Source organism: Acaryochloris marina S15, from assembly GCF_018336915.1.
Lineage (GTDB): Bacteria > Cyanobacteriota > Cyanobacteriia > Thermosynechococcales > Thermosynechococcaceae > Acaryochloris > Acaryochloris marina_A.
This window is the reverse complement of the sequence record NZ_CP064923.1, coordinates 825,510-839,228: the sequence shown is the minus strand read 5'-3', so window position 1 is coordinate 839,228 and position 13,719 is coordinate 825,510. Positions and strand designations below refer to the sequence as shown.

Sequence of the window (13,719 nt, the reverse complement as noted above, 5' to 3'; positions counted from 1 at the left end):
AAAGCTTAGCTGCTTCTCAGCTCTAGGACCAGGGTTGAGGCAATACAAAGACCCCATAATTTACAGAGGGTGTTGAGGATTTAATATTGTTCAGGGAATGGATGGACATAACTCCAACAAACTGCTTTTCTAAAACTAAGCCTTCTTCATTACGATCTATCAGTGAGGACTTCACCCATGACTCAACCTGCAAAAGTTGTCAAACTCCTAAAGATCTTAATTGGTGTCGCCTGGCTAGATGGCACGGTACAACAAGCAGAACAAGTCTATCTGCGCAAAATTGCCCATGATAAAGGAGTGGAAGAAGATCCAGAACTACGTCCTTGGCTCTATGGATTACGGTCTGTTTCCAAAGAAGAATGCTATGCCTGGGTAGAAGATTATTTAGGGAAGAAACCCAAATCATCTGCGTATCAACAGCTTTTAGAAGATTTAAGCGGCCTGATCTATAGCGATGGCGAAGTGGCCCAAGAAGAAGCAAAATTTTTAACCCAATTGCAACAACTCGATCCGAGCAATACCCCCCAATTTCGGGAATCAGTCACCCGAGCTGTCCAAAAGCTTTATCAACGATGGATTAGTAACTAATCACTGTTGTGTCTGCTCAAGAGCATCTGGGGATTGGCTGATAGTTCTGAGTTAGCCATCCCCAAAACTCTGCACTGAACAGATGCCATCAAGCATGTTGTACTCTGAGCAACCTCACCTTCAATATTTCACCACAGAAAAATAGTTACACCCATTTTTTTTGTATCAAAAATCACAAATTCAATTTATTCTCTGATGAATTCCAATAGATCAGCTTAAAACCTATGCTGCTCATAATTTAATTGTATTTATCTCTAGAAAAGTCTTAGCTATTGCTAAAATTTTTCTAAGTCAAGTTATCAATACCAACGACTAACTTCCCAAAGATATACCTATAAAGCATTGCAAGCACTAGCTTTGAACCATCGCGCTGCAAACGCAGCAATCATGTGACATAGATCACATAATTAACTCTTTTCTCGCGGTTAAATATTTAAAATCAGATGTAAATTTCTTCGATATCTGCAAACAAATTCAAGAACATTTACTTCAATTCTTATCATTATTTTCAATAATTACTTCTTCTTTGGCTTGTCAATCTTAAATTACTTTAATGGAGCGCAAATAGCGTAAAGTCATGGTTCTGAGTGCAGTATCTTCCTCCCCAACACTTCCTTTTTCTAGTGCTCATGCAGCCATTACTAAGAACAGTGATGGAATTTGGGTCGCTCCGATTGAAGCCAGTCCTGCGATACAAGCAAACAGTGTTTATTTCAGTCACCCAGAATGGGCAAAGAGCTATTTCGATGCCTGCCACCGCGATCCGGTCTTTCGGGATCGATGGTTATCAGTCATGGGCAGCTGGGACAATAAAGTTGTCGTAGATATTGGGTGTGGACCTGGCAACTTATATGCCTCGATCGGAGGTTCTCCTCGCACCATGATTGGGGTAGATGTTGCTGAAGGTGCCCTCAAGATGGCAGCTCAGATCGGCTATACCCCCGTTTTAGCCGATGCTCATGATCTTCCCTTCGTGTCCGAATTTGCAGATATCGTTGCTTTGAATGCGGCCCTGCATCATTGTGAAGATATGCCGACCGTATTGGCTGAAGCGGCTCGTCTGGTTAAACCAGGTGGGCTTCTGATCGTAGACCATGATCCACAACGCTCAGCTTGGAACTATCAAGGTCTTGCCCTCATGTTTTACAAAATGCGGCTGCCTATTTATCGGTTCTTTCTTAGAAGTCTGCATATTGACTCAGAAGAAAGACTGACTGCCTTGAAAACTGAAATTCATCATCATCCCGGTGACGGTGTGACAGCTGAACTCTTTACACAGACGCTTCAATCAAAAGGGTTTCAGATCCGTTTATTCCCTCATAACCAAACAGTGGGTGCAGAAATTCAACAAGGTGTACTAGGAAAGTCTCCCCACTGGCGCTATGGCTTAGGGCAACGCTTATCGGGCATTGATCCACTCTCTCCCGATGCAGCATTATCTTTAATGTGCGTTGCTCAAAAATCCCAGCAAGATTAGCAGTCGAGCTAGGATTCTGCTTATGAGCATTATGAGATTATTTTTTAGTCTCGTAATGCTCATAAGCATCAATAATTTTAGACACTAAGGGGTGGCGAACAATGTCGCCTTTGCCTAAGTGACAAAAACCAATGCCTTCAATTGATTGCAAAATCTTTTGGGCAACAGCCAAGCCTGAAGTCTGGCTAACGGGTAGATCGGATTGGGTAACATCACCCGTAACAACCATCCGTGAATCTTTGCCCAGCCTAGTCAGCATCATTTTCATCTGAGCAGGCGTTGTGTTTTGCGCCTCATCCAAAATGACAAAGGCTCGGTTTAGGGTCCGTCCTCGCATATAGGCAAGGGGGGCAACTTCAATAATGCCTCGCTCCATCAAGCTGGTAATCCGCTCCGCCTCAATCAACTCATAGAGGGCATCATAGAGAGGCCGTAAATAGGGATTCACTTTTTGCTGTAAATCTCCCGGCAAGAATCCTAGCTTTTCTCCTGCTTCTATAGCAGGACGAGTCAGAATTAAACGTTCATATTCATTGGATAGCAGCGCTTGTACAGCTAATACGGCAGCCAAATAGGTTTTCCCGGTCCCTGCAGGACCAATCCCAAACGTCAATGTGTATTTACGAATGAATTGAATATACTGTCGCTGGCGTAGCGTTTTAGCACGAATCTGTTCCCCTCGACGGGTCGTCGCTAAAATATCTTGCTGGAGATCTTGCCATTCTTCTTGGCGCTTGGTGTTGAGGACCTGGCGAGCAGCCATAATATCTACCGGCGAGATCGATTGCCCGGCCTGCCAAGCATCTTCTAATAAATAGATGAGCTGCTGACACAGTTTTATTTGCTTATCCGTTCCAGAAATGAGGAGTTCTTGTCCTCGCAAAACCAGCTGGGCCCCAGTTTGTTGGGCAAACAGCTTTAAATTTCCTTGCTGCTCTCCGGCTAGGGCAATTGCACTTTCTGGGCTGGGTAACTGAAGCGTCAGTCCCATAATGGCTTGGAATGAATAGGGAGAAATAAACCTATCAGAATGTCTGATGGCGGAAACAATCAGTAGCTCTTAAGTCAGGCTACTGATAAAAACAGATTTTTGGATGAGTAACACTTTTACTCAACGGCGTCGTTTCTGAGGAGGCTTCTTGGGGCGAGAAGGCTGTTTATCCGCCCCTCCTTCATTGAACACTTCTAGGTACACTGTTTGGTTGGCTGCTTTGCCAGCCATCTCCAACACTGTGCGCATCGCCTGGATGGTCCGCCCACCCCGACCAAAAACCCGCCCTTTATCTGTTCCTGAAAATGCCAGACGGATCCAAACTCTACCACTGGCATTCGTCTCGCAATCTATACTCAAAGTTTCAGAGGCTTCAAGAAAAGGTTCTACGAGAAAACGAACAAGAACTGAGTAATCAGTCTTAGCAGTAGAAGTTGAAGGCATAAGTTAAAAATTAGGCTTTGGCCTTGGCAGGTTCTAAAAGGCTGGCTTTTTCCAAAATGCGACGTACGGTGTCTGTAGGCTGCGCACCTTCTTTGAGACGCTTTGCGATCGCATCTACATGCAGGCGGGTTTCATCGGTGATGGGATTATAGTAGCCCAATTCTTCCAAGGGACGACCATCTCTGCGGTCGCGGCTATTCATGGCCACGATTCGGTAGCTAGCAGCTCTTTTTTTGCCGTATCGCTTGAGTCTGAGTTTGATCATATTGAGGTCGAAAATACTCCGGTTGTTTGAGTAAGGCTTGTGAATTCCGTTGAAGGAATCAAGATTAATTTACTCAGATTCCCCATCATACCATTGAAAAGATGGATATCAAGGTTCTATTTTCAGACGAGGTTGAGCAGCAATAGCAGGATGAACGTTGATCAACTTTTATGACAAATTACACAGGTTGCAACTGCTTTCTGCCCTGAGTTCGGAAGAAACGGGTATAGTAATGAGTATCATTCTCATATTGTATGTATGCTCAAGGTCCAACAACTCGCCGTCGATTATCGAGGGGTGCGAGGGTTAGATGATGTTAGCTTCCAAATTGAGCCCGGCCAATTAGTAGGGATTGTCGGTCCCAATGGTGCAGGTAAAAGCACCATGATGAAAGCGATGTTAGGACTTGTGCCCACGGTGAGTGGCCACGTGAGCTTCTGTACCTGTCCCCTGTGCAATCAGCTAGAGCGGGTGGCCTATGTCCCCCAGCGATCACAAATTGATTGGGACTATCCGGTTACAGTGTGGAACGTGGTGATGATGGCCCGGACCCGTAAGTTGGGCTGGTTTCGCAGTCCAGGTCGAGCCACTAAAGAAATTGTCAAAACGGCCCTTGAACAAGTTGAAATGCTAGATCTGCGGCATCGTCGCATTGGTGAATTGTCTGGCGGGCAGCAACAGCGGGTCTTTTTAGCTCGGGCCTTAGCCCAAGAGGCCGATATTTTCCTGTTTGATGAACCCTTTAATGGGGTGGATCAACCGACGGAAGCCATAATGTTCCAGGTCTTTGCCAACCTCAAAGCCCAAGGCAAAATTCTGTTGGTCAGTAGCCATGACTGGGGAGAGTCTATGTCTCAACTCGATCGACTCTTACTCCTCAACCGCCAGCTGATTGCAGATGGTCTACCAGCCAAGGTGATGACCCCTGAGAATTTGCAGCAGGCTTATCGGGGCGTGTTGGGGCATTCGCATCCCAGTGATCAGTCTTTCGTCTGTTAGAACAAGACATGTTTGAGTGGTTTCTTGAACCATTAGGGTATGAATTTATCCGACATGCCCTGGCTATCGGCATTCTGGTAGGTGTTTTATGCCCTGTTGTGGGCAGCTACCTGATTATTCAACGGATGGCGTTGTTAGGGGATGTGATTGCCCACTGTGTATTGCCGGGGCTGTCCATTGCGGCATTTACGGGCATTGACCTGATGATTGGGGCTTTTAGTTCTGGTATCGCTGGGGCTTTGTTTATTACCTGGATTCGATCGCAATCCCGTATCAAAGCTGATTCAGCCATGGCCCTAACGTTTTCTACGTTTTTCGCCCTCGGCATTACGCTGCTATCGACCCTGAAAAACAAGTTTGACTTAGACAGTTTGCTATTTGGCGATATCCTGGCTACGACACCTTCAGATATTCTGCGCACGCTAAGCATCACCGTGCTGATTTTGGCGGTGATCAAGTTGACTTATAAAGAGCTGCTGCTTTATACCTTTGACTCCACGGGTGCCCAAGCCATGGGGTTACCTGTTCATGCGCTTTATGTGGGCCTGATGGCTGTGACAACGCTGACCATTATTGCCAGTATGCAGGCAGTGGGGGTAGTTCTGGTGATTGCTATGCTAGTAGGGCCAGCCTTGTCGGCTTATCTACTGGTGCGTGAATTACACCAGATGATGATGTTAGGGGCTGTACTTGGGGCTGTGGTGAGTACTATAGGGGTTTACTTTAGCTACTATACGGAGCTTCCTTCTGGCCCATCGATTGTGTTGGTGTCTTCGTCTCTATTTATTTTGGTGCTGCTTTTCAGTCCGTCTCAAGGAATTTTGACCCGACCAGAGTTGCTGGCTCAGATCCGGCGGTTCGGCCAATCCCAAAAAATAGATCATCACCATCATGAGTGATGCCCCCACATCCGTCGGATTTTGACGACTTTCTGTTGCTCAACGATCTGAATAAATCAACTGATGCTCAATATTGCTTCTTCAGGAGTCATTGCTCTGCATATCACCGATTAGTTTTCCATAGGGGGGCTTTTAGGGATTAGTCTGAAAATGTTAACCGATCTTGGTACATCAGTTTTAATCCCTATAAGTTGCAAATTTCTTCGTATCTTGGGCAGCTGACTTTGAGAACTCAACTTTCTTTATCATCCATTCCAATTCTCAATGTTCTAGAGAGTGCAAGGTTAACTATTCGAGACAGATGACTAGTAAGGCAGTGAAAGATTTGGCTATCGTCACTTCAAGGAATCATCAATCCAGTGTTGGCAGTAAAAGTTGTTGTGACCTATGACAAACACAGATAGTCCTATTGTTTGGATCATGATTGGAGTTGCGGGTTCAGGTAAAACCACCATAGGCCGCTTATTGGCTAATCGGTTAGAGTGTGATTTTTTAGAAGGCGATCGTCGCCATACCGCCGCTAATATCAAAAAAATGGTTGCTCAAGCCCCCCTGAATGACGGTGATCGCCGGGAGTGGCTAGATGCGATCGCAAATGATATACGCCGGGCTATCGATCTGAAACGCGAAACCGTCATCACCTGTTCAGCCCTTAAGCAAGCCCATCGCCAGCGATTGATGGCTTTGGGAGCTGTGCAGCTTGTGTGGTTAGAGCTGTCGGAATCCCATCTACGCCAACGTTTGACTCAGCGAGACAATCACTACATGCAGGCTGAGCTCCTAGCTAGCCAGCTCAATACCTATGAAGCCATTCAGACAACAGAATCAGACATTTTGACGGTTGATGCGACTCAGCCTCCGGCTTGGGTCGTTGAGCAAATATGGCGGCAAGCCCTTGCCTGCTATCCCCATTTAAAACAGGTTTGGTGGCAGCGCTAGTTGATTGTAGACCAGGCGAACAGGGATACTGCTGATAGGGACATCCCCTCAATTCGCTTATTCTCAAAGGACAATGCCCGTGACTCTGCCTCAACCTCTTCAACTTTTGGCCCCACTTTTGAGTCCTGAGCATTTAGCTCCTTTATTAGCCCTCCAACAGCATTATCCAGAGGGACTGATGCATACTCACTGGCCGACCTATGCTCAAGGATCTGATCCCCTGGCTTTCTTGCTACAGGTTTGGCGGGAGCAACGCCCGGAAAATGAACCTCCGGCCCCGATCTGGAAATGTGATACCTCGGCGATCGAAGCCTGCCCCCATATTTCTACCTTGGTGAATAGTATCCATGCCTTTCAGAGTATCGAAGGTGACCCAGAGCAATGGCTAGTCGCTGCCTGGTGGTGGGGAACAGCGGCGGTTGTCTGTCGGACGACTGCGGATAAGTTGGAGAATGCGATCGCAGGCTGGTATCAGCGGTATCGCTGTTCTGTTCTATATTTGCAATCCCCGGAAATGGAGCAAGACACTCAAATATTGGCAGCCTATGAAGCGGACCTCACCTGTAGCCATTCCTTAGCAGTACCCAAGCAAGTTGATTTATCCTGGGCCATTAAAGATGGGTTTGACTGGGGGCAATGGCAACTCCCTTCAGCGCTGCAACCTTGGGGAAGTCAAGCTGAGTTAGGGCAAACGGTCATTGCCAATAACCCTGCCAAAGTTGTGCCATCTTCACAAAAGCCCAAATAGCCCCGATTGAAAGGCAAGGATAAAATTTACCTCAAAGCAAAAGAGCAGAACACAAATCATTTTACGGATTATCAGCAACGCTGCTCGGTCAAGACCGAGTGGGAAAATTGTCCACCTTTTTTCTAGGCTAGACAAAGCATCTCTCATTTCACGTTTCAGGGTGATGGCATCAACGCTTGAATTGGGTATTGTCTCAGTAGGCATTCACAATCCACAGGCTCGGATTGCCTGACTGCTGGATGTGTTTCATTGTTTATGACTCTCCAAAGCAACCTCAAGCAGTAGTAGAACCTTCAAGGATGATGGTCCAACTCAGACTGAATAGCAGTGAGGCTATATCTTTTATTTCTATCATGAAGGAATTATAGAGAAGCAGTATGAGTTGAGTTGAGTTGATATCACTTCGAAAGGCATAAAAATATATCTACAAACCTTAGTGCACCGTCAATGCCTATTATTTTATAACGGTAAAAAAATAGTTCGGTTTCTAACAGGGATAGCTAAATAAACCAATTATTAAAAAAATTGGAACTCTAAGTGATATGCTACACATCTGCCAAAAAAAATGAGCTATCTTAGTTTTTTGTGACTGAAGTCACATTTTTTGGCTGTTCAACTAAAATTAAATTTTTTTTGTGTTTACATCTGTTTTTATATATGGTTATATATATCTAAGCTTTACTCCTGAGTCATTTTAAGTCTCGATACTATATTAATTGTCGGTGCAGTGTTTAATATCTATATATTTCATGCTGCTGGTCTCACCGTCTGATTAAGACATCAGTGATTTGGGTTGGCAATTCAACAATCCAAAGTCTTGCAGATAGTTACTGTGAGTAACTAATAATAATTTCCTCAGAGGTCCGTTCGAGCTTTATTTCAGTAGTTCTGTAGTGGTCATCACCAAAAAACAACATCTCTGTCAGTATTTAATACCTGGCGGGGTGTTATTTCGAGATGGTTAAGAAAAGGCTGTTGCAGAAAACTGATTGCACCTAGCGTCCGTACCACTATTTGTTATGCCAGTTTTTGTTTCCGTAGCCGCAAGTTTTAATACTAACGGCATTCCATTCGCTATAGGCCCAAGCTATATCAGCGTTGGTATACCCCATGCCTATGACTCTCGATAATTGACTTAAGATGAATTACTTGTAGATTCATCATCTTGAAGTTGATGTCTTTTTCTGCAATCACTGATGTAGAGAAGGCGATAACGGCACCCATATTTCGGTGGCAGCAAGATGCTGCTCTATTCACCGTTCTATCTATTAAAAGCTAAGAAAAATGCAAGGTTTGAGAGTCTTTTTAGAACTCTTACCCCCTGCCTTCTTAGGCACTTCAATGCAGGCTAACTAGGACGATTAATCAGCCTGCAGAGTTTGCTATCCCTTTTAATTTTTGTTTTCTGACTCATTAAGGAGTTCTCTTATGATTCAAGCGATCAATACTGTCGATACCACTGTTGATATTCCTAGCGCACTCACGAAGCTGCCTCAGGATAATCCTCAAGAAATCCTCGACTTTGCACTCAAAAAGTTCGACAACATTGCCATTGCTTTTAGTGGTGCAGAAGACGTGGTTCTGATTGATATGGCTGCTAAGATTCGGCCAGATGTGAGTGTGTTCTGTCTGGATACTGGACGTTTACACCCTGAGACTTACCGGTTTATTGAGCAGGTCAGAAAGCGCTATAAACTCCATATTGAGCTGCTGTTTCCTGACCCTGCTCAAGTAGAAGCACTCGTTCGCGAAAAAGGGCTGTTTAGCTTCTATAAAGACGGTCATAAGGAGTGCTGCAGTATTCGCAAGGTTCGTCCTTTACGTCGAAAGTTGTCGTCTCTTGATGCTTGGATTACAGGGCAGCGTCAGGATCAAAGTCAGACCCGTTCTAATTTACCGGTCATGCAAGTGGATACCGCCTTCTCCAACGATGACCACACCTTAATTAAGTTCAACCCGCTATCCAACTGGACCTCAAATCAGGTATGGGAATACATCGATAAGAATGAGGTGCCGTTCAATCCCTTGCACTCCCAGGGCTTTGTGAGTATTGGTTGTGCCCCTTGCACCCGATCCACCTTGCCTCACCAGCATGAACGCCAAGGCCGCTGGTGGTGGGAAAATCCTGATGACAAGGAATGTGGTTTACACGCTAGTAATGCGACCCAAAAGTAAATGTGTTGCTTCCTAGCGAAGTCTTTTGAACTTCGCTAGGAAGTCTGAAATTCGGTATTGCTCAATTTAGGGATGAACTGCTGTTTTGCAACTTCCTGAAATATTTTCGTGCCAATTTTTCAAGGTATCACTCACCCAACAAAGCCTGAACTGCTGCTATCTGTCCCCAATTATCAAAAACGTCTTTTCATGAAAATCACCTTGGTTCAAAAGGTTAAGCACGATGGTCAACCCTGTGCAAAATCCGCCAGAGTACTCTCTGAACTAGAAACTCTTGAGTTGAGATCTCGAATCGATCAAATTGTCACTGCTGATGAACGTAATCCGGACAGTGAGGGCTATGCATTGGCAGCCCAATACAACGTTGATTCCGCACCCTTCTTCATTGTGGAAAATCCTGACGGATCTTCCCGCCTCTACACGGCTTATCAGCGGTTTCTAAAAGAGGTTTTGCAGCAGGAGACCTCTGAAGACGCAGAGATTTCAGAAATTATGGCCCAAAGCCCCGATCTAGATTTTATCTAGGCCCCCTATCTTCAATGTCAAACTCATTCCAGGGTTCCACATGAAACTACCTCGTACCATGCAGCTGGGTTCTGTCGCGACCAAACCCTATAGAGTGCGGCCGTCTGCACCGAATCAAACGGGTTCTATTTTTACAGGTCTATTTCTGACGTTTGGACTTGCTTTAGTGGCAACGTTCCTTCATCTCGTACCGGGCTTGCATTTTCTGAGCTCACTCATTTTGGCTGTGGTTTTGGGTATTGCAGTCCGCAATGTCTTGACGGTACCCGCCTCTTGCCAGCCAGGCATTAAGTTCACTCTCAAACGAATTTTACGACTCGCCATTATGTTGCTGGGACTGAGGCTGAGCGCGTCGCAGATCCTGGAAGTTGGCCCCAAAGGGCTGGGGATTGTAGCTGTTGTCCTAGGCAGCACTTTTATATTCACCTGCTGGCTGGGTCGCCAGCTCGGCGTGAGTCGTCAACTGTCTCAATTGATTGCGTCAGGAACATCTATTTGTGGGGCTTCTGCGGTCGTTGCCACTAATAGCGTGATTGAAGGGTCGGATGAAGATGTTGCCTATGCCGTCACGATTGTGACCGTGTTTGGAACCCTATCGATGCTGCTCTATCCCCTGCTGTTTGGTTGGCTAGCTCTAACGCCAGAAGCCTTTGGAGTATGGACGGGGGCATCGATTCATGAAGTGGCTCAAGTGGTGGCTGCAGCCTTTCAGACCAGTCCAGTCAGCGGTGAACTGGCCACGATTGCGAAGCTATCGCGGGTGATGTTCCTGATTCCGGTGATGTTGACCTTAGGGGTTTTATCTTTTCGGCAACGGGTAGGAAATTCCAAATCACTGCCAATTCCTTGGTTTGTACTAGGGTTCGTGGTGCTGATTGGGGTTAGCAGTTTTCAGATTTTACCGATTGCATGGACTGAGTCCATTACTCAAGGCAATAAATTTTTACTGACCGTGTCGATGGTGGCCATGGGGCTAGAAACTAAACTCCATAAGTTTAAGGAAATGGGTCTGCGACCACTCTACTTGGGCGCTGCGGCCTGGTTATTTATTTCTATTTTGAGTCTCACTTTAGTGGAAACCTTTTATTTATAGAGGTTTCAATCCTTCAGTTCAAGTTGAGTAGGGAACAGGTATAAAGACGACTACCCTAGCCATTGTTGAAAACACATCCCTCTGACGATTGAAGGTTTCGATAGGTAGAATGGACTGTGTGCGACAATGGCTAGGGTTTAGTCGTGGAAAGATGTTCAAAAGTCGGAAAGCTTGGATTCTAGGTGCGATCGCATGTCTGTTCGTGCTCTTTGCGGCTTGCCAGTCTCCCCGGCCCGTCGCCCAACCCTCATCTGTCTCTCCATCGCCAGCATCTTCTCCCATTGCTTCGCCTCCAGTTGAGTCTCCGCTGCCTGTAAGCTCTGAACCAACCCCCATCGTGAGTGGCGAGCGGTTAATGGCCGATCTCAAAGCCCTTAATTTTGAGCGCTACACTGGGGCCGAATTGAAAAAAGCGAGAGAGTTGATGACTCAAACCCTCACTGCCTCAGGATGGACAGTCGGGGAACAGCCTTTTGAAACAGGAATAAACGTTGTTGCGGAACGTCCAGGAACAGACCCCAATGCTGGCGCATTGCTAGTGGGAGCCCATTATGATTCGGTTCGCGGTTCTCCAGGGGCGGATGATAATGCCACTGGGGTGGTAGTGGCTTTGGAAGTGGCGAGACTGCTGGGCGATCGCAAAACGATACGTCCCCTCCGCATTGTTCTATTTGATCAAGAAGAAGCCGGACTGGTGGGCAGCTATGCCTATGCCCAACGCCCCGAAAACCTCAAGAACTTAGACGGCGTCGTTATTTTGGAAATGCTGGGTTACACCTGTGCCACTGCCGGCTGCCAGCAGGTGCCTGGAGAATTTAAGGTGGAACTGCCCAGTGATAAGGGAGACTTTCTTGCGATCGCAGGAGATACCGAACATTTACCGTTACTGGATGCCTTTAGCGAGAACCATCAGCCGAACCTACCTGCATTAGTCCCAGTCCCCATCCCCTTTAAAGGTCTATTAACCCCTGTAATTCTGCGTAGTGACCACACCCCATTTTGGTTTGAAGGGATTGGGGCGGTGATGGTCAACGATACCGCCCATCTGCGCAATCCCCACTATCATCGGCGGACTGATACGCCTGATTCGCTAGATACTGCATTTCTCGAAGGCAATGCTCAGACCGTTGTCAACGCAGTAACGGCTCTTTTAGACCGTCCGCAAAGTTTCTTGACGACTGAAACCGACAAATCTTAAGCTTTCTCAGAATTCAGGCACTGACTATCATTGCCCGTTTTCGTAGCCTAACAGTCAAACCCTTATATTTTGCTAGACTTTCCAGCTGTAGCTGCAGCACGTTAGACTTCTACATATAATTAGAATATGTGAAATAAATCATAAAGTATCGTGAATTTTTGTTGACTTTACTTTATGGTTAATCATATCTACATCGATTCAGGACCATCTGTTATTATTCCTGCAATCATTTTGCGATTTATAAATAAACTGGAGATCTATCCATGACCATAGCAGTCGGACGCGCCCAGGAGCGAGGATGGTTTGACGTCCTCGACGACTGGCTGAAGCGTGATCGGTTCGTCTTTATTGGTTGGTCAGGTATTCTACTTTTCCCCTGTGCATTTCTATCCGTCGGGGGATGGTTTACCGGCACAACTTTCGTAACTTCCTGGTTCACCCACGGTCTTGCTAGCTCCTACCTAGAAGGTGCTAACTTCTTGACCGTAGCTGTATCCACACCCGCCGACAGCCTCGGCCACTCCCTACTTTTGTTGTGGGGCCCCGAAGCTCAAGGTGACTTCACCCGCTGGTGTCAGCTGGGTGGATTGTGGAACTTCACCACATTACATGGTGTCTTCGGTTTGATCGGCTTCATGCTGCGTCAATTCGAAGTAGCCCGTCTGATCGGCGTGCGTCCTTATAACGCAGTTGCTTTCAGCGGTCCTATTGCCGTGTATGTATCTGTCTTTTTGATGTATCCTTTGGGCCAATCCAGCTGGTTCTTTGCACCTAGCTGGGGTGTAACGAGCATCTTCCGATTCTTGTTATTTGCTCAAGGTTTCCACAACTTAACCCTGAACCCTTTCCATATGATGGGTGTTGCAGGTATTTTGGGTGGTGCGCTGTTGTGCGCCATTCACGGAGCCACTGTTGAAAACACTTTGTTTGAAGACGGTCAAGACGCCAATACATTTGCTGCGTTCTCTCCAACCCAAGCAGAAGAGACCTACTCCATGGTCACTGCAAATCGATTCTGGTCTCAGATTTTCGGGATTGCCTTTTCCAACAAGCGTTGGTTGCACTTTTTCATGTTGTTCGTACCTGTAACTGGTCTATGGGCATCTGCCATTGGCCTCGTCGGTATCGCTCTCAACATGCGTGCTTATGACTTCGTTAGCCAGGAAATCCGGGCTGCTGAAGACCCTGAGTTCGAAACCTTTTACACCAAGAACATTCTCTTGAACGAAGGTCTTCGTGCTTGGATGGCACCCCAAGACCAAATCCATGAAAACTTCATCTTCCCTGAAGAAGTTCTACCTCGCGGAAACGCTCTGTAGACTCTAACTTCAAACGATAAAGTTTGATTGAAAGCCCCCGGATTACCGGGGGCTTTTTT

General features: G+C 46.3%; 14 protein-coding genes. 11 read left to right on the top strand and 3 right to left on the bottom strand.

Features of this window, described 5'->3' with window-relative positions; genetic code table 11:
• Positions 1 to 177 precede the first annotated feature (177 nt).
• On the top strand, positions 178 to 588 hold the full coding sequence (locus tag I1H34_RS04590) for a tellurite resistance TerB family protein (protein WP_212664555.1): 411 nt from the start codon (positions 178 to 180) through the stop codon (positions 586 to 588).
• A 577-nt stretch (positions 589 to 1,165) separates the two neighbouring features.
• Positions 1,166 to 2,065 carry a class I SAM-dependent methyltransferase gene (locus I1H34_RS04585; RefSeq protein ID WP_212664554.1) on the top strand — a complete coding sequence of 300 codons (900 nt, stop codon included), beginning with the start codon at positions 1,166 to 1,168 and terminating at the stop codon, positions 2,063 to 2,065.
• Positions 2,066 to 2,102: 37 nt separating this feature from the next.
• Here the strand turns inward: I1H34_RS04585 and I1H34_RS04580 are convergent, their stop codons facing one another.
• The 3 genes from I1H34_RS04580 to rpsP all read right to left on the bottom strand — a co-directional run bounded on the left by I1H34_RS04580 (position 2,103) and on the right by rpsP (position 3,765).
• Positions 2,103 to 3,056, bottom strand: coding sequence for a PhoH family protein (locus I1H34_RS04580; RefSeq protein ID WP_212664553.1), 954 nt, complete (start codon positions 3,054 to 3,056; stop codon positions 2,103 to 2,105).
• 120 nt (positions 3,057 to 3,176) lie between these two features.
• Positions 3,177 to 3,500 carry a KH domain-containing protein gene (locus I1H34_RS04575; RefSeq protein ID WP_212664552.1) on the bottom strand — a complete coding sequence of 108 codons (324 nt, stop codon included), beginning with the start codon at positions 3,498 to 3,500 and terminating at the stop codon, positions 3,177 to 3,179.
• Positions 3,501 to 3,510: 10 nt separating this feature from the next.
• The gene (gene rpsP / locus I1H34_RS04570; RefSeq protein WP_212664551.1) at positions 3,511 to 3,765 is read right to left on the bottom strand and encodes a 30S ribosomal protein S16; all 255 of its coding nucleotides are present in this window, start codon (positions 3,763 to 3,765) and stop codon (positions 3,511 to 3,513) included.
• A 258-nt stretch (positions 3,766 to 4,023) separates the two neighbouring features.
• Here rpsP and I1H34_RS04565 point away from each other — a divergent pair, with 258 nt between their 5' ends.
• From I1H34_RS04565 to psbD, 9 genes are all read left to right on the top strand, one after another.
• Positions 4,024 to 4,764 carry a metal ABC transporter ATP-binding protein gene (locus tag I1H34_RS04565; RefSeq protein ID WP_212664550.1) on the top strand — a complete coding sequence of 247 codons (741 nt, stop codon included), beginning with the start codon at positions 4,024 to 4,026 and terminating at the stop codon, positions 4,762 to 4,764.
• An 8-nt stretch (positions 4,765 to 4,772) separates the two neighbouring features.
• The gene (locus I1H34_RS04560; protein ID WP_212664549.1) at positions 4,773 to 5,663 is read left to right on the top strand and encodes a metal ABC transporter permease; all 891 of its coding nucleotides are present in this window, start codon (positions 4,773 to 4,775) and stop codon (positions 5,661 to 5,663) included.
• Between the two features lie 387 nt (positions 5,664 to 6,050).
• Entirely contained in the window at positions 6,051 to 6,602 is a 552-nt protein-coding gene (locus I1H34_RS04555; RefSeq protein ID WP_249369807.1) for a gluconokinase, read from the top strand.
• Between the two features lie 79 nt (positions 6,603 to 6,681).
• Positions 6,682 to 7,350, top strand: a complete 669-nt coding sequence (locus I1H34_RS04550; RefSeq protein WP_212664548.1) for a hypothetical protein — start codon at positions 6,682 to 6,684, stop codon at positions 7,348 to 7,350.
• A 1,428-nt stretch (positions 7,351 to 8,778) separates the two neighbouring features.
• Positions 8,779 to 9,525 carry a phosphoadenylyl-sulfate reductase gene (locus tag I1H34_RS04545; RefSeq protein WP_212664547.1) on the top strand — a complete coding sequence of 249 codons (747 nt, stop codon included), beginning with the start codon at positions 8,779 to 8,781 and terminating at the stop codon, positions 9,523 to 9,525.
• Positions 9,526 to 9,714: 189 nt separating this feature from the next.
• Positions 9,715 to 10,050 (top strand): hypothetical protein, encoded by a 336-nt coding sequence (locus tag I1H34_RS04540; RefSeq protein ID WP_235107335.1) that lies wholly within the window; start codon positions 9,715 to 9,717, stop codon positions 10,048 to 10,050.
• Between the two features lie 40 nt (positions 10,051 to 10,090).
• Positions 10,091 to 11,143 carry a YeiH family protein gene (locus I1H34_RS04535; protein WP_212664546.1) on the top strand — a complete coding sequence of 351 codons (1,053 nt, stop codon included), beginning with the start codon at positions 10,091 to 10,093 and terminating at the stop codon, positions 11,141 to 11,143.
• 151 nt (positions 11,144 to 11,294) lie between these two features.
• Positions 11,295 to 12,341: a M28 family peptidase gene (locus I1H34_RS04530; RefSeq protein ID WP_249369805.1), complete on the top strand. Its 1,047-nt coding sequence runs from the start codon at positions 11,295 to 11,297 to the stop codon at positions 12,339 to 12,341.
• A 263-nt stretch (positions 12,342 to 12,604) separates the two neighbouring features.
• A complete protein-coding gene (psbD, locus tag I1H34_RS04525; protein ID WP_212662221.1) occupies positions 12,605 to 13,660 on the top strand; it encodes a photosystem II D2 protein (photosystem q(a) protein) in 1,056 nt (351 codons plus the stop codon).
• The last annotated feature ends 59 nt before the right edge of the window (positions 13,661 to 13,719 follow it).

What these genes read in the sequence shown, in the direction of transcription:
- I1H34_RS04590 (WP_212664555.1), top strand. Translation starts at nt 178, where the DNA reads ATGACTCAACCTGCAAAAGTTGTCAAACTCCTAAAGATCTTAATTGGT.
- I1H34_RS04585 (WP_212664554.1), top strand. Translation starts at nt 1,166, where the DNA reads ATGGTTCTGAGTGCAGTATCTTCCTCCCCAACACTTCCTTTTTCTAGT.
- I1H34_RS04580 (WP_212664553.1), bottom strand. Translation starts at nt 3,056, where the DNA reads ATGGGACTGACGCTTCAGTTACCCAGCCCAGAAAGTGCAATTGCCCTA.
- I1H34_RS04575 (WP_212664552.1), bottom strand. Translation starts at nt 3,500, where the DNA reads ATGCCTTCAACTTCTACTGCTAAGACTGATTACTCAGTTCTTGTTCGT.
- rpsP (WP_212664551.1), bottom strand. Translation starts at nt 3,765, where the DNA reads ATGATCAAACTCAGACTCAAGCGATACGGCAAAAAAAGAGCTGCTAGC.
- I1H34_RS04565 (WP_212664550.1), top strand. Translation starts at nt 4,024, where the DNA reads ATGCTCAAGGTCCAACAACTCGCCGTCGATTATCGAGGGGTGCGAGGG.
- I1H34_RS04560 (WP_212664549.1), top strand. Translation starts at nt 4,773, where the DNA reads ATGTTTGAGTGGTTTCTTGAACCATTAGGGTATGAATTTATCCGACAT.
- I1H34_RS04555 (WP_249369807.1), top strand. Translation starts at nt 6,051, where the DNA reads ATGACAAACACAGATAGTCCTATTGTTTGGATCATGATTGGAGTTGCG.
- I1H34_RS04545 (WP_212664547.1), top strand. Translation starts at nt 8,779, where the DNA reads ATGATTCAAGCGATCAATACTGTCGATACCACTGTTGATATTCCTAGC.
- I1H34_RS04540 (WP_235107335.1), top strand. Translation starts at nt 9,715, where the DNA reads ATGAAAATCACCTTGGTTCAAAAGGTTAAGCACGATGGTCAACCCTGT.
- I1H34_RS04535 (WP_212664546.1), top strand. Translation starts at nt 10,091, where the DNA reads ATGAAACTACCTCGTACCATGCAGCTGGGTTCTGTCGCGACCAAACCC.
- I1H34_RS04530 (WP_249369805.1), top strand. Translation starts at nt 11,295, where the DNA reads ATGTTCAAAAGTCGGAAAGCTTGGATTCTAGGTGCGATCGCATGTCTG.
- psbD (WP_212662221.1), top strand. Translation starts at nt 12,605, where the DNA reads ATGACCATAGCAGTCGGACGCGCCCAGGAGCGAGGATGGTTTGACGTC.